At 70.7% G+C, this 15,850-nt stretch carries 17 protein-coding genes and 1 tRNA gene; 8 read left to right on the top strand and 10 right to left on the bottom strand.

Annotated features, from left to right (window positions below):
* The first annotated feature begins 203 nt into the window (after window positions 1-203).
* Window positions 204-686: an SsgA family sporulation/cell division regulator gene (locus tag NLX86_RS31775; protein ID WP_254375278.1), complete on the top strand. Its 483-nt coding sequence runs from the start codon at window positions 204-206 to the stop codon at window positions 684-686.
* Window positions 687-721: 35 nt separating this feature from the next.
* On the opposite strand, the gene NLX86_RS31770 is transcribed toward NLX86_RS31775, so the two are convergent.
* Entirely contained in the window at window positions 722-2,089 is a 1,368-nt protein-coding gene (locus NLX86_RS31770) for an FAD-binding oxidoreductase (RefSeq protein WP_254375277.1), read from the bottom strand.
* A gap of 127 nt (window positions 2,090-2,216) precedes the next feature.
* Between NLX86_RS31770 and NLX86_RS31765 the strand changes: the two genes are divergently transcribed.
* Window positions 2,217-3,932 (top strand): tetratricopeptide repeat protein, encoded by a 1,716-nt coding sequence (locus NLX86_RS31765; RefSeq protein ID WP_254375276.1) that lies wholly within the window; start codon window positions 2,217-2,219, stop codon window positions 3,930-3,932.
* 100 nt (window positions 3,933-4,032) lie between these two features.
* On the opposite strand, the gene hppD is transcribed toward NLX86_RS31765, so the two are convergent.
* Window positions 4,033-5,178: a 4-hydroxyphenylpyruvate dioxygenase gene (gene hppD / locus NLX86_RS31760; RefSeq protein ID WP_254375275.1), complete on the bottom strand. Its 1,146-nt coding sequence runs from the start codon at window positions 5,176-5,178 to the stop codon at window positions 4,033-4,035.
* A 122-nt stretch (window positions 5,179-5,300) separates the two neighbouring features.
* Between hppD and NLX86_RS31755 the strand changes: the two genes are divergently transcribed.
* From NLX86_RS31755 to NLX86_RS31740, 4 genes are all read left to right on the top strand, one after another.
* Window positions 5,301-5,774: an Lrp/AsnC family transcriptional regulator gene (locus tag NLX86_RS31755; RefSeq protein ID WP_254375274.1), complete on the top strand. Its 474-nt coding sequence runs from the start codon at window positions 5,301-5,303 to the stop codon at window positions 5,772-5,774.
* Window positions 5,775-5,829: 55 nt separating this feature from the next.
* Entirely contained in the window at window positions 5,830-6,072 is a 243-nt protein-coding gene (locus tag NLX86_RS31750) for a CopG family transcriptional regulator (protein ID WP_254375273.1), read from the top strand.
* A complete protein-coding gene (locus NLX86_RS31745; RefSeq protein ID WP_254375272.1) occupies window positions 6,069-6,500 on the top strand; it encodes a type II toxin-antitoxin system VapC family toxin in 432 nt (143 codons plus the stop codon). Before NLX86_RS31750 ends, NLX86_RS31745 begins: the two co-directional genes overlap by 4 nt.
* A 166-nt stretch (window positions 6,501-6,666) precedes the next feature.
* Window positions 6,667-7,971 (top strand): MFS transporter, encoded by a 1,305-nt coding sequence (locus NLX86_RS31740; protein WP_254375284.1) that lies wholly within the window; start codon window positions 6,667-6,669, stop codon window positions 7,969-7,971.
* On the opposite strand, the gene NLX86_RS31735 is transcribed toward NLX86_RS31740, so the two are convergent.
* The 6 genes from NLX86_RS31735 to NLX86_RS31710 form a co-directional block, all read right to left on the bottom strand.
* Entirely contained in the window at window positions 7,901-8,689 is a 789-nt protein-coding gene (locus NLX86_RS31735) for a S16 family serine protease (RefSeq protein WP_254375271.1), read from the bottom strand. The two genes, NLX86_RS31740 and NLX86_RS31735, sit on opposite strands and share 71 nt — an antisense overlap.
* A 217-nt stretch (window positions 8,690-8,906) precedes the next feature.
* Complete coding sequence (locus NLX86_RS31730; protein ID WP_254375270.1) at window positions 8,907-9,548, bottom strand: IclR family transcriptional regulator; 642 nt, start codon at window positions 9,546-9,548, stop codon at window positions 8,907-8,909.
* A gap of 415 nt (window positions 9,549-9,963) precedes the next feature.
* Window positions 9,964-11,748 (bottom strand): DEAD/DEAH box helicase, encoded by a 1,785-nt coding sequence (locus tag NLX86_RS31725; RefSeq protein ID WP_254375269.1) that lies wholly within the window; start codon window positions 11,746-11,748, stop codon window positions 9,964-9,966.
* Between the two features lie 153 nt (window positions 11,749-11,901).
* Entirely contained in the window at window positions 11,902-12,285 is a 384-nt protein-coding gene (locus NLX86_RS31720) for a type II toxin-antitoxin system death-on-curing family toxin (protein ID WP_254375268.1), read from the bottom strand.
* On the bottom strand, window positions 12,286-12,483 hold the full coding sequence (locus NLX86_RS31715; RefSeq protein ID WP_254375283.1) for an Arc family DNA-binding protein: 198 nt from the start codon (window positions 12,481-12,483) through the stop codon (window positions 12,286-12,288).
* Between the two features lie 30 nt (window positions 12,484-12,513).
* A complete protein-coding gene (locus NLX86_RS31710) occupies window positions 12,514-13,986 on the bottom strand; it encodes an MFS transporter (protein WP_254375267.1) in 1,473 nt (490 codons plus the stop codon).
* A 200-nt stretch (window positions 13,987-14,186) separates the two neighbouring features.
* Here NLX86_RS31710 and NLX86_RS31705 point away from each other — a divergent pair.
* Window positions 14,187-14,258 (top strand) — tRNA-Cys (locus NLX86_RS31705).
* On the opposite strand, the gene NLX86_RS31700 is transcribed toward NLX86_RS31705, so the two are convergent.
* Entirely contained in the window at window positions 14,259-14,657 is a 399-nt protein-coding gene (locus NLX86_RS31700; RefSeq protein ID WP_254375266.1) for a hypothetical protein, read from the bottom strand.
* 199 nt (window positions 14,658-14,856) lie between these two features.
* Window positions 14,857-15,084 carry a GntR family transcriptional regulator gene (locus tag NLX86_RS31695; protein ID WP_254375265.1) on the bottom strand — a complete coding sequence of 76 codons (228 nt, stop codon included), beginning with the start codon at window positions 15,082-15,084 and terminating at the stop codon, window positions 14,857-14,859.
* 461 nt (window positions 15,085-15,545) lie between these two features.
* Between NLX86_RS31695 and NLX86_RS31690 the strand changes: the two genes are divergently transcribed.
* On the top strand, window positions 15,546-15,836 hold the full coding sequence (locus NLX86_RS31690; RefSeq protein WP_254375264.1) for a hypothetical protein: 291 nt from the start codon (window positions 15,546-15,548) through the stop codon (window positions 15,834-15,836).
* Window positions 15,837-15,850: the final 14 nt, after the last annotated feature.

The following is a 15,850-nucleotide window of genomic DNA, read 5'->3' as shown; positions in this document are numbered from 1 at the left end:
GGGCACCCCCAGCGGTAGCTGGGGGAGGTAGCTGGGGGAGCGACGGGAGCCCGGCATGATCGGCCGGACACCCCCTAAGGGCGGGACAGCCCTTAGGGCCCCAGGGAAACTTCCGCCGGAAGTCGCGTCATAGCCGGCGGCCGGCCCGCTCTCCCCCAGTGCCGGCCCGCTTCGGGGCCCGCGTACAGGAGAGGACGCACCTCATGCACACCGTGGTGGAACGCGAGCTGGAGATCGAGCTGGTGCTGTCGCCCGAGCGCAGCATCCCCGTCCCGGCCCGGCTGGCCTATCGCACCGGCGACCCGTACGCCGTACACATCACCTTCCACGTCGGCTCCGACTCACCCGTCCACTGGACCTTCGCCCGCGAGCTGCTGGTCGAGGGGGTGTTCCGGCCGTGCGGGCACGGCGATGTCCGGATCTGGCCCACGAAGGTCGACGCGCGCAGTGTCCTGTGCATGGCACTCAGCTCACCCGAGGGCGACGCGCTGCTCGAAGCGCCGACGGCGGCGGTGTCGGCCTGGCTGGAGCGGACACTGCGGGTGGTCCCGCCGGGCACCGAGACCGGGCAGCTCTGTATCGACGACGGCCTGGTGGAGCTGCTCGCGCCCGCTCCCGGCGGGCGCGACGAGCTGTGGCTGAGCGACCCGTGGCCGTCCGACGAGTCCACCGAGGGGGAGGTGTGAGGCCGCGGCCGGATGCGGTACAGGTGTCCGGGGGATCAGAAGAGCTTGCCGGGGTTGAGCAGTCCGAGCGGGTCGAACGTCTGCTTGATGCCGCGCTGCAACTCGACCCCCACCGGACCCAGTTCGCGGGCCAGCCAGTCCTTCTTCAGTACGCCGACACCGTGCTCGCCGGTGATCGTGCCGCCCAGGTGCAGGCCCAGCGCCATGATCTCGTCGAAGGACTCGCGGGCGCGCCGTGACTCGTCGGGGTCCGCGGCGTCGAAACAGACGACGGGGTGGGTGTTGCCGTCACCCGCGTGGGCGCACACGCCGATGGTGAGGTCGTACTTCTCGGCGATGGCGGAGGTGCCCTCCAGCATCGCACCGAGCTGGGAGCGGGGCACGCACACGTCGTCGATCATCGTCGCGGACTTGATGGTCTCCAGTGCGGTGAGGGACATCCGCCGTGCCTGGAGGAGGAGTTCGGACTCGGCCGCGTCCTCGGCGGGGACGACCTGCGTGGCGCCCGCGGCCGTGCAGAGCTCGCCGACGGCGGCCAGATCGCTCGCGGGGTCCGGGGTGTCGAAAGCGGCGAGCAGCAGCGCCTCGGTGGACTCCGGCAGGCCCATCTGCGCCATCTTGTTGACGGCCTGGATGGTCGTACGGTCCATCAGTTCGAGCAGGGACGGGACGTGGCCGAGCCGCATGATCTCGCAGACGGCCTCGCACGCGGCGGCCGCGGAGGGGAACTCGGCGGCGAGCGCGAGCTGCTGCGGAGGGGTGGGCTTGAGGGCGAGGACCGCGCGGACGACGATGCCGAGGCTGCCCTCGGAGCCGACGAACAGCCGGGTGAGGTCGTAGCCGGCGACGCCCTTGGCGGTGCGGCGGCCGGTGCTCAGCAGACGGCCGTCGGCCAGGACGACGTCGAGGCCGAGGACGTACTCGGCGGTGACGCCGTACTTGACGCAGCACAGCCCGCCGGAGGCGGTGCCGATGTTCCCGCCGATCGTGCACATCTCCCAACTGGAGGGGTCCGGCGGGTAGTACAGGCCGTGCTCGGCCACCGCGCGGGAGAGGACGGCGTTGACGACGCCCGGCTCGACGACCGCGATCCGGTCGACGGGGCTGATCTCCAGAATCCGGTCCATCTTGACCAGGGAGAGCACGATGCAGCCGTCGGAGGCGTTGGCCGCACCCGACAGGCCGGTACGGGCGCCCTGCGGGACGACCGGGACGCGTAGCTCGGTCGCGGTCCGCATGACGTGCTGGACCTGCTCGACCGTGCGGGGCAGGACGACCACGGCCGGGGTCCCGGACGCGCAGAAGCTCGCCATGTCGTTCGCGTACGAGGCCATCACATCAGGGTCGGTGATGAGGGCTTCGTCCGGCAGGCCCGCGCGCAGGCGCGACTGAAGATCGTCCATGGTCCCAGCGTGGCACCGGACGGCCATCGGTGTGAACCCGTATGCGTTCCGGTTCGCCTGCACCCGTGCGCTCTTCCTATTGACGCACAGTAGGACATCCGTGCGTTTCCTCCCGAGGAGTTCCGTCGTGGACGTGGCAAAAGACCCGCAGACTTCCCCCGGCCCCTCCCCCAGGTCCGGTCTCCGCACCTTCAGCGCCCGCCGGACACTGCTCACCACGGCGGTGGCGGCCGTCCTCATCGCGGGCGCGCTGGTGATCAGACCGGCGGAACCGGACGCCCCGCAGTCCCCGAAGCCCGAGGAGCGGGCCCTGTCCGCCGTGGGCGCGGGCTCCCCGGCGGCCGTCCAGGACCTGACGGCGCTGATCGGCGACCGGGAGGCGTGGCTGCGCACGCACCCGGAGGACAGCGGGTCGTGGGCGGTACTCGGCTCGGCGTATCTGGAGCGGGCCCGCCGGACCGCCGACTCCGCGAACTACCCGCCGGCCGAGCGGGCGCTGCAGCGCTCACTGGCGGCGAAGCCGCTGGAGAAGGGCAACATTGAAGCGGTCGTGGGCATGGGGGCGCTCGCCAACGCCCGGCACGACTTCGGGACGGCGAAGAGGTGGGGCGAGCTGGTCCGGGCCCAGTCGCCGGGCCGCTGGGCGGCGTACCCGGTGCTCATCGACGCGTACTCCGGCCTCGGCGAGTACCCGGCCGCCGGGAAGGCGATGGAGAAGCTCGTCGCGCTGCGGCCGGGGACGTTGGCGTACACCAGCGTGGCGCAGGTGTACCGCGACCGGGGCTGGCGGGAGGACGCCGCCGCCGCCATGCAGCAGGCAGCAGGGGCGGCCGGCTCGCCCACGGAGAAGGCGGACAGCATGTACCGGCTGGGCGAGCTGTCGTGGGAGCGCGGGGAGCCGGAGGAGGCCCTGCGCCACTTCGAGAGCGCGCTGCGCACCGACCCCACACGTCATCAGGCGCTCGGCGGCCGGGCCAGGACGCTGGCCGCGCTCGACCGCTCCGGCGAGGCGGTGAAGGACTACCGGACCGCGCTGAAGCGGGCGCCGGTGCCGCAGTACGCGCTGGAACTGGGCGAGCTGCTGGAGTCGCTGGGCCGCGCGGAGGAGGCCCGGGAGCCGTACGACCTGCTGCGGGCCCAGATCGCCCGGTCCGCCACCCACGGGGTGAGCGAAGAGCTGACGCTCGGTCTGTTCGAAGCCGACCACGGCGACCCGGCGGCGGCCGCACGGCGGCTCTCGGCGGAGTGGAAGAGGCACAAGAGCATGCACGTGGCGGACGCGCTGGGGTGGGCGCTCTACCAGCAGGGGAAGCACGAGCGGGCGCTCGTCTTCGCCAAGAAGGCGACGAACGCGGGGCTGCGGAGCGCGGACTTCGCGTACCACCGCGGCCTGATCGAGCGGGCGCTCGGCCTGCACGGGGCGGCCCGGCGGCACCTCGACGAGGCGCTGCGGACGAACCCGCGCTTCTCGCCGCTGCGGGCGCCGCTGGCCCTGGAGGCGCTGGACCACGTGGGCGAACCCCCACCGGGCGGCCCCGAGAACATGCAGGGGACGCAGAGCCCGGCCCCCGGGACGGCTCTGCAGCCGGCGGAGCCGCAGACGGCTACGGGACAGCAGCCTCAGCAACAGCCCCAGCAGCAGCAACAACAGCAGCCGTCACCGCAACCGCGGCCCCAGCAGCCCCAGCAGGCGCAGCCTCAGCAGGCGCAGCCTCAGCAGCCGCGGCCCCAGCAGGCGCAGCCGCCCTCGCAGGGAGCCGGGCAGTCCAGCCCGTCCTCCACGGCGCCGATCAGGCCGGCGGCGCCGCCGCCTGCGCAGCAGCAGCCGTCAGCAGGGCAGTAGCGCGGCGACCGACATGCCCGCGGCCCCACGGGTCAGGTCCGTGGGGCCGCGGGGCTGCGTGAAGACGGGACGGTCAGACGATGCGGTCAGGAGATGACGCTCAGAGGTTGCCGCGCTTCTCCTGCTCGCGCTCGATGGCCTCGAAGAGGGCCTTGAAGTTGCCCTTGCCGAAGCCCATCGAGCCGTGCCGCTCGATCATCTCGAAGAACACGGTCGGACGGTCCTGGACCGGCTTGGTAAAGATCTGCAGCAGATAGCCGTCCTCGTCGCGGTCGACGAGGATCTTCAGCTCGCGCAGCGTCTCGACCGGAACCCGGGTCTCACCGGCCCACTCGCCGAGCGTGTCGTAGTACGAGTCGGGGGTGTCCAGGAACCGCACGCCCGCGGCGCGCATGGAGCGGACGGTCGCGACGATGTCGTTCGTGGCGAGCGCGATGTGCTGGACGCCCGCGCCGCCGTAGAACTCCAGGTACTCGTCGATCTGCGACTTCTTCTTCGCGATCGCCGGCTCGTTGATCGGGAACTTCACCTTGAGCGTGCCGTCGGCGACGACCTTCGACATGAGCGCGGAGTATTCGGTGGCGATGTCGTCGCCCACGAACTCCTTCATGTTGGTGAAGCCCATGACGTTGTTGTAGAACGCCACCCACTCGTTCATCTTGCCGAGCTCGACGTTGCCCACGCAGTGGTCGATGGCCTGGAAGGTGCGCTTGGCGGGCGGCTCGACCATCGGGTCGGCGGCGACGAAGCCGGGCAGGTACGGCCCGTCGTAGCCGGAGCGGTCGACGAGGGTGTGCCGGGTCTTGCCGTACGTCGCGATGGCGGCGAGGACGACAACCCCCTGCTCGTCCTTGAGCTCGTACGGCTCCGCCAGGCCCCGCGCACCGTGGGCGGTGGCGTACTCGTACGCGGCCCGTGCGTCCGGCACCTCGATGGCGAGGTCGACGACGCCGTCACCGTGCTCGGCGACGTGCTCGGCCAGGAACCGGCCGTGGTCGGTGGATGCCTTGATGACGGAGGTGAACACGAAGCGGGCGGCGCCGTTCGTCAGGACGTAACTGGCGGTCTCGCGGCTGCCGTTCTCCGGTCCGGAGTACGCGACGAGCTTCATACCGAAGGCGGTCGAGTAGAAGTGCGCGGCCTGCTTGGCGTTGCCCACGGCGAAGACGACGGCGTCCATTCCCTTGACCGGGAAGGGGTCTGCCTTGCGCGCGGTGCCCGGGATGTGATCCATGGTCTCAGTCATGGCGGCAGACTCTCTCCGATCCGCAAGGTGCGCAAGAGTTTGTTGTTCGGCTGGACAAGCTGCTTAATGGAGGAGCAGGATCGCCGGGCTTTCTGTACAGGATGACCATCGGGAGACGGGCCATGAGGATCGACGAACTGGATGGCAGGCTCATCGTTCTGCTGGCCCGGGAACCCCGGATCGGCGTGCTGGAGGCGTCCCGCCGCCTCGGCGTGGCCCGCGGCACCGTACAGGCGCGGCTCGACCGGCTTCAGTCCAACGGAGTCATCCGCGGCTTCGGCCCGCAGGTCGACCCGGCGGCCCTCGGCTACCCCGTCACCGCCTTCGCGACGCTGGAGATCAAACAGGGGCAGGGCGCGGATGTACGGGCTCATCTGGCCACGGTCCCCGAGGTGCTGGAGCTGCACACCACGACCGGCCACGGCGACATGCTGTGTCGGCTGGTCGCCCGGTCCAACGCCGATCTCCAGCGGGTGATCGACCGGGTGGTGGGGTTTGAGGGCATCGTGCGGGCCTCCACGGCGATCGTGATGGAGAACCCCGTCCCCCTGCGGATCATCCCTTTGGTGGAACAGGCGGCGGAGGACCGTGACTGAGCGCCCCCCGAAACGGACTTGCGCATCATGATGCAGTGGCCGCACACTTGGATGCATGAGAACCACGGTCGACCTGTCCGAGGACCTTCTGCAGGAAGCGAAGCTTCGCGCGGCTCGTCGCCGCATCACCGTGAGTGCCGTGATAGAGGATGCGATCCGGGCATCCTTCGCCCGTGACGTCGCAGCTGCTCGGAATGTCGTCACCCTCCCGACCGACAGCGGGATGGGCGGGCTGCGGCCCGGCATCAACCTCGACGACAATGCTTCCGTCCTGGAAGTCATGGAGGACTTTTCGTGATCCTCTGCGACGTCAACGTGTTGGTTTACGCCTACTGGGAGGAGGACGAGCGGTACACGACTTACCATCCCTGGCTGCAGGAGCGGATCAACGGCGACGAGCCGGTAGCCTTCAACTCCACGGTCGCAAGCGGCTTCCTGCGCGTGGTCACCAACCCCCGGATCTTTGAGCGGCCGAGCACGCCCGAGAAGGCGTTCGCCTTCCTGCAGGAGCTGCGTAAGGCTCCCAACGCGCTCCCGCTCCGGGAGGGACCGCGGCACTGGGAGATCTTTGAGAACCTCTGCCGCAAGGTCGGCGCACGGGGGAACCTCGTACCCGACGCCTATTTCGCGGCGCTCGCCATCGAGTCCGGCTCGACGTTCTACAGCGCCGACCGGGGGTTCGCGCGCTTCCCGGGCCTCAAGTGGAGCCACCCGCTGGAGGATTGACCGATCCCAATCCTGCAAAGGAGTCGTTGCCAAGAACCCTTGCAACGACTCCGTTGCAACTCTGTGGCGCATGACCGCCGAGGGGGGGCGAGCGGACAGTCGAGGCGGGAGTCGGGGGGGCGAGGGGGTGGAGGGAGTCGACGGGGGAACAGAGGACGCCGAAGAGATACGCGACCGGCGGCCGCTGGCCGGCGTCCTCGCCGCCAACGCCGTCTCGATCACCGGCAATTCACTCACCCTGATCGGCGTCCCGTGGTTCGCGCTCCAGACCACCGGCAGCCCCGGCAAGGCCGGGCTGGTCGCCTTCTGCGCGACCCTGCCGGTGGTCGTCTCCGCGATCTTCGGCGGGCCGGTCATCGACCGCGTCGGCCGCCGCCGGATCAGCGTCGCCTCCGACCTGGTGTGCGCGCTCGCCATCGGTTCGATCCCGGTGCTGCACTACGCCGGGGCGCTCGAGTTCTGGATGCTCTGCGCACTGATGGCCGTCACCGGCCTGTTCCACGCGCCCGGCGAGACCGCCCGCTACGTCCTCGTCCCGGACCTCGCGGGCCGGGCGGGCACGACCCTGGCCCGCGCCGCGAGCCTGTTCGACGCGGTCTCGCGCGGGGCCCGGATGGCGGGGGCCGCGCTGGCCGGCGTACTGATCGCGCTGATCGGCGCAGAGGCGGTACTGCTGCTGGACGCCCTGACGTTCGGGCTCTCCGCGCTGCTGATCGCGGGCGGGGTACGGGGAGTACGTGCCGCCGAGCCGCTGCGGGACGCGGCGCCCGTATCCCTCAAGGCGTACCGCGCCGATCTGCGGGAGGGGTACGTCTTTCTGCTGCGCTCACGGCTGCTGCTGGCCATCGTCGTGATGGTGATGGCCACCAACGGCCTCGACCAGGGCTGGAGCGCGGTCCTGCTGCCCGTACACGCCAAGGACAACCTCGGCGGGGCGCCCGATCTCGGCCTGCTGGTCGCGGTGTTCGGCGGCTGCGCGCTGCTCGGTGCGCTGCTCTACGGCGCGGTCGGGCACCGCTTCCCGCGACGCGCCCTGTTCACCGTCGCGTTCCTGCTCTGCGGGCTGCCGCGGTTCGTGGTCGCGGCGCTGGTGGACGGCACGGCGCCGCTCGCCGTGACGATGGCGGCGGGCGGGCTGGCCGCCGGGATGCTCAACCCGATCCTCACCACGGTCGTGTACGAGCGCGTACCGGAGGAGCTGCGCAGCCGGTACATGGGCGTGTCCACGGCCAGGGTGCTGATGACCACGCCCCTCGGCGGGCTGGCGGCCGGCTTCCTGATCGAGGAGGCGGGTCTGGCCACGGCGCTGCTCGCGCTCGGCGGGCTGTACTTCCTGGCCACGCTCGGCCCGGCGGTGTTCCCGTCCTGGCGGCAGATGGACCGTACTCCTGACGCGGCCCTCAGCAGCTCGGGACCGAGCCGCCCGTCCGGAGCGCCCGCAGAGCAGACACCGTGCCCTCGAGTGTCGTGACGGGGATCAGCCGCAGCCCGGCGGGCAGCTCGGACCTGGCGTCCGCGCACTCGGCCCTCGGCACCAGGAACACGGTCGCGCCGTCCCGCTTCGCCGCCTGCGTCTTGAGGGCCACGCCGCCGACCGCGCCGACCTTGCCGTCGGCGGTGATGGTCCCCGTACCGGCGATGTTCCTTCCGCCGGTGAGGTCGGCGCCGGAGCCGTCGCCGTCGAGCTTGTCGATGATGCCGAGGGAGAAGAGCAGGCCCGCGCTCGGTCCGCCGACGTCCGCCAGTTCGAGGGTCACCTTCACCTCGTCCGGGTCCTTGCGGAGGTAGTGGAGGGCGGCGGTGGTCGCGATGCTCTGCGACTTCTCCATCTGCTCGACGTTGTACTGCTCGATCTCCGCGTCGCTGCCGCCGGACGGATAGACGGCCTCGCGCGGCATCACGGCCCGGTCGGTCCTGAACCAGCTGTCGACCACGTCCCCGAGGTCCACCTCGGCGGACGGCCCGGTCGCCACGATCGTCGTCATCCGCAGCTGCCCGGTCGTCTTACGGGTGGGCGCACCGCTGATGGTGATGACCGGCTTGCCGTCCTGCCGGCCGAGTACGTTCGCGGTCAGGCCGGGCTGCGCGAGCGAGAAGGGCAGCGGGGCGAAGGCCGCGACCACGAAGAGCGCGAGCACCGGGACGGCGCTGACGGCGAGGGCGCGGGGGCGGGAGAGGCGTGTGAGCACCCGGCCAATGTATCGGCCGCTCCTGGTTTGAGGCTCGGTTCACCTCCGGGGCGCCTTGCGCCTGCGCCGACGGTCGACCGTGCTCGACCGCTCGTTCCTCACGGCTTCCGTGTTCCCCCGGACTTCGTCCGGGGGAACCCCACTCCCTTTCGGCACAGGCTCGCCCCTTCGGCTCACTCGCCGCCCGGCCGGCTCGGGCGCGCCGGGACGGGCGCCCTCAGCGCAGGGCGTCCGTGACCTCGCGGGCCGCGTCCACCACCCGCGGACCGACCCGTTCCGGGACGGAGTCAGCGAGCATCACCACACCCACGCTGCCCTCCAGGCCCGTGATGCCGAGCAGCGGGGCGGCCGCGCCGCTGGCGCCGGCCTCCAGTTCGCCGTGGGTGAGGGTGTAGCCGGGTTCGGCCAGTCCGCCCTGGCGGGCGGCGAGGATCGCCCGGCCCGCGGCACCGCGGTCCAGCGGGTGGCGGAAGCCGGCCCGGTAGGCGACGTGGTAGTCGGTCCAGGTCGGTTCGACGACGGCGACCGCGAGGGCCTCCGTACCGTCCACGAGCGTCAAGTGCGCGGTGGCACCTATGTCTTCGGCGAGGGAGCGCAGCGCGGGCAGCGCGGCCTCCCGTACCAGCGGATGGACCTGACGGCCCAGGCGCAGTACGCCCAGGCCGACGCGGGCGCGCCCGCCCAGGTCGCGGCGGACGAGGGCGTGCTGCTCCAGGGTGGCGAGCAGCCGGTAGACGACCGTGCGGTTGACGCCGAGTTTGTTGGACAACTCGGTGACGGTCAGGCCGTGGTCGGTGTCGGCGAGCAGTTTGAGGACACGCAGTCCCCGGTCGAGCGTCTGGGAGGTCTCCGCGGTCACGACGCCCTCTCCCTCTTTGGTGAGTGCGGCGGGATCTCTCACGGGGATGCGACACCGGTCCCATCGGCGACGCGCGGAGAGGCCGCCGGCAAGGCCATGGCACCGGCTGCGCTCCGCGGCGGCGCTGCCACGGGGCGTTTGCGTTGCGGGGACAGTAGCGAGCCCGGTCCGCTGAGCGGAAGCCCTCGTCCAGAATCCGGGCGTGGCAGGGGGATTCATCCCGGTTTGCGGCCAATGTTCGGAGCTCTGGTGGCTACAAAGGAGCGGGGCCCGTATGTTTCTCCGTACGGGCCCCGGTTCTCGTCGGACGGGCATCACTTCAGTGGGACGGGCGCCACTTCATGCGGACGGGCCCCCGTTCTCGCCGGACGGGCGTCACCTCATACGGACGGGCCCCGTTCTCCTCGAACAGGCGTCACTTCATGCGGGTGGCCCACTCCTGGACCTTCTTGATCCGCTCCCGGATCTGCCCCGCGGTGGCCTCCGCGCTCGGCGGGCCTCCGCACACCCGGCGCAGCTCGGTGTGGATCACACCGTGCGGCTTGCCGCTCTGGTGGACGTACGCGCCGACCATCGTGTTCAGCGACTTCCGCAGCTCCAGCAGCTCCTTGTGCGAGACCACCGGCCGCCGCTCGGCCGGCAGCTCCAGCAGGTCGGCCTCCGCATCCGGCTTGCGCCGGCTGTGCGCGATCTGCCGGGCCTGCCGCTTCTGGAGCAGCATCTGCACCTGGTCGGGCTCCAGCAGCCCCGGAATCCCCAGGTAGTCGCGCTCCTCCTCGCTGCCCGGGTGCGCCTGCATGCCGAACTCGGCGCCGTCGTACAGCACCCGGTCGAAGACGGCATCGGACTCCAGCGCCTCGAAGGGCAGCATGTCCTGCTCGCCGGTGTCCTCGTCCTGCTCCTTGTTCGCCTCGTCCATCTCCTGCTCGGACTCGGCGTACGGGTCCTCCTCGCCGTCCTTCTTCGGCTTGTCGAGGACGTGGTCGCGCTCGACCTCCATCTCGGTGGCGAAGCCGAGGAGTGTCGGGATGGTCGGCAGGAAGACCGACGCCGTCTCGCCGCGCCGCCTCGACCGTACGAAACGGCCCACCGCCTGCGCGAAGAACAGCGGGGTCGAGATCGTCGTCGCGTACACGCCGACCGCGAGGCGCGGCACGTCGACGCCTTCCGACACCATCCGGACCGCGACCATCCAACGGTCCTCGGAGGCCGCGAAGTCGTCGATGCGCTTGGACGCGCCGGTGTCGTCCGACAGCACCACCGTCGCCTTGGACCCGGTGATCTCGCGGATCAGCTTCGCGTACGCGCGCGCCGAGTCCTGGTCGGTCGCGATGACCAGCCCGCCCGCGTCCGGGATGCCCTTCCTGACCTCGGTCAGCCGCTGGTCGGCGGCCTTGAGGACATTCGGCATCCAGTCGCCGCGCGCGTCCAGCGCGGTGCGCCACGCCTGCGAGATCGCGTCCTTCGTCATCGGCTCGCCGAGGCGCGCGGCGATCTCGTCGCCGGCCTTGGTGCGCCAGCGCATGTTGCCGCTGTAGGAGAGGAAGATGACGGGCCGGACGACCCCGTCGCCGAGGGCGTTGCCGTACCCGTAGGTGTAGTCGGCGGACGACCGCCGAATCCCGTCGTTCCCCTCTTCATAGGCGACAAAGGGAATGGGGTTGGTGTCGGACCGGAAGGGCGTACCGGTGAGCGCGAGCCGCCGCGTCGCCGGGTCGAACGCCTCCAGGCACGCCTCGCCCCAGGACTTCGAGTCACCGGCGTGGTGGATCTCGTCCAGGATGACCAGGGTCTTGCGCTGCTCACTGCGGTTGCGGTGCAGCATCGGCCGTACTCCGACGCCGGCGTACGTGACCGCGACCCCGTGGTACTCCTTGCTCAGCGGCCCCGCCGAGTAGTCCGGATCGAGCTTGATCCCTATCCGGGCAGCCGCCTCCGCCCACTGCTTCTTCAGGTGCTCGGTGGGCGCGACGACCGTGACCTGCTGCACGACGTGGTGGTGCAGCAGCCAGGACGCGAGGGTCAGCGCGAACGTGGTCTTGCCGGCGCCGGGCGTCGCGACCGCGAGGAAGTCGCGCGGCTGCTCCTGGATATACCGGTCCATGGCGGCCTGCTGCCAGGCGCGCAGCTTGCCGGCCGTACCCCAGGGGGCACGGCCGGGGAAGGCGGGTGAGAGGTGGTGGGAGGCGGTAGTAGTCACGGTCTCCGGTTCGGGGCTCTCGGATGTACGGGCTTACGCGCACGGCAGGTTTGGCCATGCGCGAGCTCATGTACGACAACCGGGCCACCCTACCGGTGGGCGGCGGCCCGGCCCGGCCGAACGACGCGGGACCGGACCGGGGTGCGACTCACCTCACATCGCTTCATGCAGTCCGCGTAGCCGTCGCGCGATGAGCACGACGTCATCGAGGTCACCCGTGGCCACCTCGATGACGAGTTTGTACGACTCGTCCTGGTCCACGTCGGCCATTTCGGTGCCATTGAAGTCGAGGAAAACGACCGTGCACATCCACGCCATGCGCTTGTTGCCGTCCACCAGCGGGTGGTTCACGGCAAGCGACTGGAGCAGCGCGGCAGCCTTCTCGAAGAGGTCGGTATACGCCTCGATGCCGAACATCTGGGATTGGGGACGGTGCACCGCCGAGCTGAGCAGGCCCAGATCGCGCACCGCGATCTGCTGGCCCCCGCAGGCGAGTTCCGCCAAGTCCAGGACCTCCGGGACCGTCAGGTACTTCACCTACTCCCCCAGCCTTCGCAGCAGGTCCGCGTGACGAACCGCGTACTTGGCACCGAGCTTGCGGACAGACTCACGGTCCGCCTCCTGTTCCAGATACCGGTCGATCGCCTGAAGCACTATGGCGTGCATGCTGCGGCCCTCCTCCTCGGCACGGAGCTTGAGGGCGTCTTGCTGGTCATCGCGCAACCGCAGGTTCATAGCCATACCATCACGGTACCATTCGTAGGGTCAAAGTGGTACCACGCCATCCGTCCTCGCCCGAAGCCGGGTCGCCACCCACGCCCCCACCAGCGCCACCACCGCCATCGGGAGGAAGACGGCGGCGAAAGCGGCCGGGTGCGAGCCGACGGCGCCCGCCGCGCCATGCGTACCCACCGAGCCGCCGCCCAGCGCGGCGAACGCCGCGCCGCCCGCGGCCAGCAGCATCACATTCGACAGGCCGTCCGAGATCTGCAGGGCGGCCGAGTTCGCGCCCGCCTCGTCCGGGGCCGACAGCTTCAGCAGCAGCACGCTGCTGGACGCGATGACCGTACCCATCCCGAAGCAGCCGACGCCCCACGCGACCCCGACCACCCACACCGGCACCGCCGGGATCAGGACGCTCGGCGCGGCCGCGATGGCCGCCGCGACCAGCACCATGCCCAGGGACATCAGCCGCTCGCGGTACGGCTCGACGCGGGGGCGCGACTGGACGTACGAACCGAACGCCCAGGTCGCACCGCCGACCGCGAGGGACAGACCGGCGAGGGTCGGGGACAGGCCGCGCTGGGTGACGAGCATCAGCGGGACGAAACTCTCGGCGGCGATGAACGACCCGGCCGCGATGCCGCGCAGCAGCACGACGGACGGCAGTCCGCGCGCGGCCCGGTACGTACCGCGCGGCAGCAGACCGAACACGGCCGGTACGAGCAGCGCGGCGCCCGCCGCACCGGGCACGACGGAGAGCCACCGCAGGTCCTGCGCGGCGTACTGCAGCAGGCCCGCGCCCAGCGAGATGCCGAGCGCCAGCCGGATCCGCCGCCGGTCGAGGGGCGGTGCGGGCACCGAGGGGTCGGCGGGGCCGGAGGCCGTACGCCGGATCGCGGGCAGCGCGAGCGCGAGCGGCAGGACGACCAGGACCGGGATGCCGACGAAGACCCAGCGCCAGCCGAGGTGTTCGGTGATGGTGCCGGACGCGAGCGGCCCGACCACGGACGGGATCACCCAGCTCGCGGCGAACGCGGCCATGATCGCGGGCCGCAGCCGCTCCGGATAGGCCCGGCTGACGACGACGTACAGCGCGACGATGACGAGTCCGCCGCCGAGCCCCTGGACGGCTCGGCCCAGCACGAACAGCCACATGGTCCCGGCCGTACCGGAGAGGAGCAGTCCGGCGGCGAAGCCGCTGATGCCGGCGGCCAGCGGGCCGAGGGGACCGCGGCGGTCGGCCCACTGCCCGGCGAGGACCATGCCGAAGAGGCTGGTGGTGAAGTACCCGGAGAAGGCGAAGGCGTACAGCGAGATGCCGTGCAGCTCGCGGGCGGCGACGGGCATGGCGGTACCGACGGCGGTCGCTTCGAAGGCGATGAGGAGGACGACGGAGATGATGCCGATGCTGAGCGCACGATGGGACGCGGCGAGGATGCCGCCCTGCGGCGGCGGCGGCGGGGCGGCGGTCGGTTCGGTCGCGACCTCGGCGTCGCGTGGCTCCAGGGCGCTCATGGGCCCAGGGTAAGGGGCGTGGTACGGGCTGGCCCCTGTCGCGAGTCGGGACCCGGCCTCGTCCATTGGTCGTACGACCCACCGCCGCAGCGCGCCGAGCGCCGAGTGTGAACGGCGTATGGCAGTCGCGTTGCAGGCTGCGCGGATCCCTTGAGCACCCACGGCGGCGGCCCCTACGGTCGACGTGCTGAAGAGCACACGGCCGTGTGCCCGAGTGGTTGAGGGACTCGCCTGCAAAGCGAGTTACGCCGGTTCGATTCCGGTCACGGCCTCTACGACACGACGCCCGCACGCATTCCGCTCGCATCGGGCGCGGGAAGCGTCGCACCCGACAACTGGAGGATCAACGCGGCCTGGAGCCGCGCCCTTAGCAGCAGGTCCGTAACGCTCTCCAGCAGGCTGATCGCCTGCCAGATATCGCGCTCGGCCTTCCCCGGCCTCGGGCCCGGCATCGCCGGCCGGGCATCCCCGGCCGAAGCCTCCACCGCATCCAGCTCACCCGGCCCGGACAACACCTCGCTCACCGTCTCCCGCGTGATCACCATCCGCTGCCAGGTGGCCTCCGCGTCACACAGCACGGCCATAAGCTGATCCATCTCCTCCCGCAGCGACTCCACCCGCTGCCGGGCAGCCAGCTCCCGCTCCTCCAACAACCCCATCACCGACGGCATCCGGCACCTCCACCGAAGAGACGACACAACGTGTCACCCCTGCCGCACAGCAACCGATGCCATGCCTCACCAGCAAGAACTCAACAACCATGCCCGGAAAGACAACAGCTTCTGACACTGACCGGATCAGTAGCAGCTCACGGGGTGGTGTGGGACAGCTCGGCTCGACTCCGTCGCTCCGACGTTCCACACCGCCCCACTACTTGTCCGCGACGAACGAGCCTTGCCCCAGCACGGTGTAGAGCCTGCCCTCTTCGCGCAGGGCGGCCACAGCCTTCTGGATCGTTGACGCGGCAACATCGAACTCCGACGCAAGATCCACCACGGCAGGGAACCTCTCGCCCGGTGCGTAGGCACCCGCGTCGATTCGGCGGCGCAGCTCGTCCGCAACCTGGGGCCACACAGGTTTGCCACGGTCAAGATCCATACCCTCAGCGTCCGCGAATCTGCGTGATCACGCGACCGCGAATGCGCGAATACGCGTATACTCGAAGCCACGCAGGACCAGGCACCACAAGTCAGGACCCCGGCGACGGAGGCAACCGTCCCGGGGCATGGCCGATCACCCAAGGAGTGACCGACAGTGCGAACCCTACTGGCTGCCCTTCTCCCGTGGCTTACGCCGTCTACCGGCAAGCGCCGCGCTTGCCTCGCGCCGACACAGCCGTCCACCCCGGCACTGACACAGCACACCCCGCGACGCGTCCCGCGTCCCCTCCCCACTCCCCGCTCACCCCGTCCCGCGGACGTGATCGAGGCCGACGGCTTCCCGCTCGTCCGGCCCTACCTCGTCCAGCACGAGCGAGACCAGGAGCGGCGACGACAGAGGGACCGGCGTACGGCGCTGGTTCTCGCGACAGCGGGAATCGACTTCCTGGGGGTGGCGTCATGAGCAGCCAGCTCCGGCTACTGCCGTGGACGGGCCCGGAAGGCAAGCCCGCGCTCCTCGTGACCGACGGCACCTCCACCATGCTCTCCCGGCTCGCCGACGACATCGAGGCCACGCAACTCAGCACGGGAGCCGAGGTCTTGACGCTCTCCCGGGCGATGCTCACCGCCAGCGAACGACTCGCGGTCGATGAGGCACTGTTCCTTGCCCAGCGTCTCGCCGAGTGCCTGGCCGACGCGCTCCGCGTCTCAGAGAGCCGAGGCCTGCGCATCCCGCCATACGACGAGTGACCCCACAGACGAGA

The sequence above is a fragment of the Streptomyces sp. A3M-1-3 genome (assembly GCF_024213665.1).
Lineage (GTDB): Bacteria > Actinomycetota > Actinomycetes > Streptomycetales > Streptomycetaceae > Streptomyces.
This window is presented reverse-complemented; position numbering and strand designations above follow the sequence as displayed.

What these genes read in the sequence shown, in the direction of transcription:
- NLX86_RS31775 (WP_254375278.1), top strand. Translation starts at nt 204, where the DNA reads ATGCACACCGTGGTGGAACGCGAGCTGGAGATCGAGCTGGTGCTGTCG.
- NLX86_RS31770 (WP_254375277.1), bottom strand. Translation starts at nt 2,089, where the DNA reads ATGGACGATCTTCAGTCGCGCCTGCGCGCGGGCCTGCCGGACGAAGCC.
- hppD (WP_254375275.1), bottom strand. Translation starts at nt 5,178, where the DNA reads ATGACTGAGACCATGGATCACATCCCGGGCACCGCGCGCAAGGCAGAC.
- NLX86_RS31755 (WP_254375274.1), top strand. Translation starts at nt 5,301, where the DNA reads ATGAGGATCGACGAACTGGATGGCAGGCTCATCGTTCTGCTGGCCCGG.
- NLX86_RS31750 (WP_254375273.1), top strand. Translation starts at nt 5,830, where the DNA reads ATGAGAACCACGGTCGACCTGTCCGAGGACCTTCTGCAGGAAGCGAAG.
- NLX86_RS31715 (WP_254375283.1), bottom strand. Translation starts at nt 12,483, where the DNA reads ATGAACCTGCGGTTGCGCGATGACCAGCAAGACGCCCTCAAGCTCCGT.
- NLX86_RS31710 (WP_254375267.1), bottom strand. Translation starts at nt 13,986, where the DNA reads ATGAGCGCCCTGGAGCCACGCGACGCCGAGGTCGCGACCGAACCGACC.
- NLX86_RS31700 (WP_254375266.1), bottom strand. Translation starts at nt 14,657, where the DNA reads ATGCCGTCGGTGATGGGGTTGTTGGAGGAGCGGGAGCTGGCTGCCCGG.
- NLX86_RS31695 (WP_254375265.1), bottom strand. Translation starts at nt 15,084, where the DNA reads ATGGATCTTGACCGTGGCAAACCTGTGTGGCCCCAGGTTGCGGACGAG.
- NLX86_RS31690 (WP_254375264.1), top strand. Translation starts at nt 15,546, where the DNA reads ATGAGCAGCCAGCTCCGGCTACTGCCGTGGACGGGCCCGGAAGGCAAG.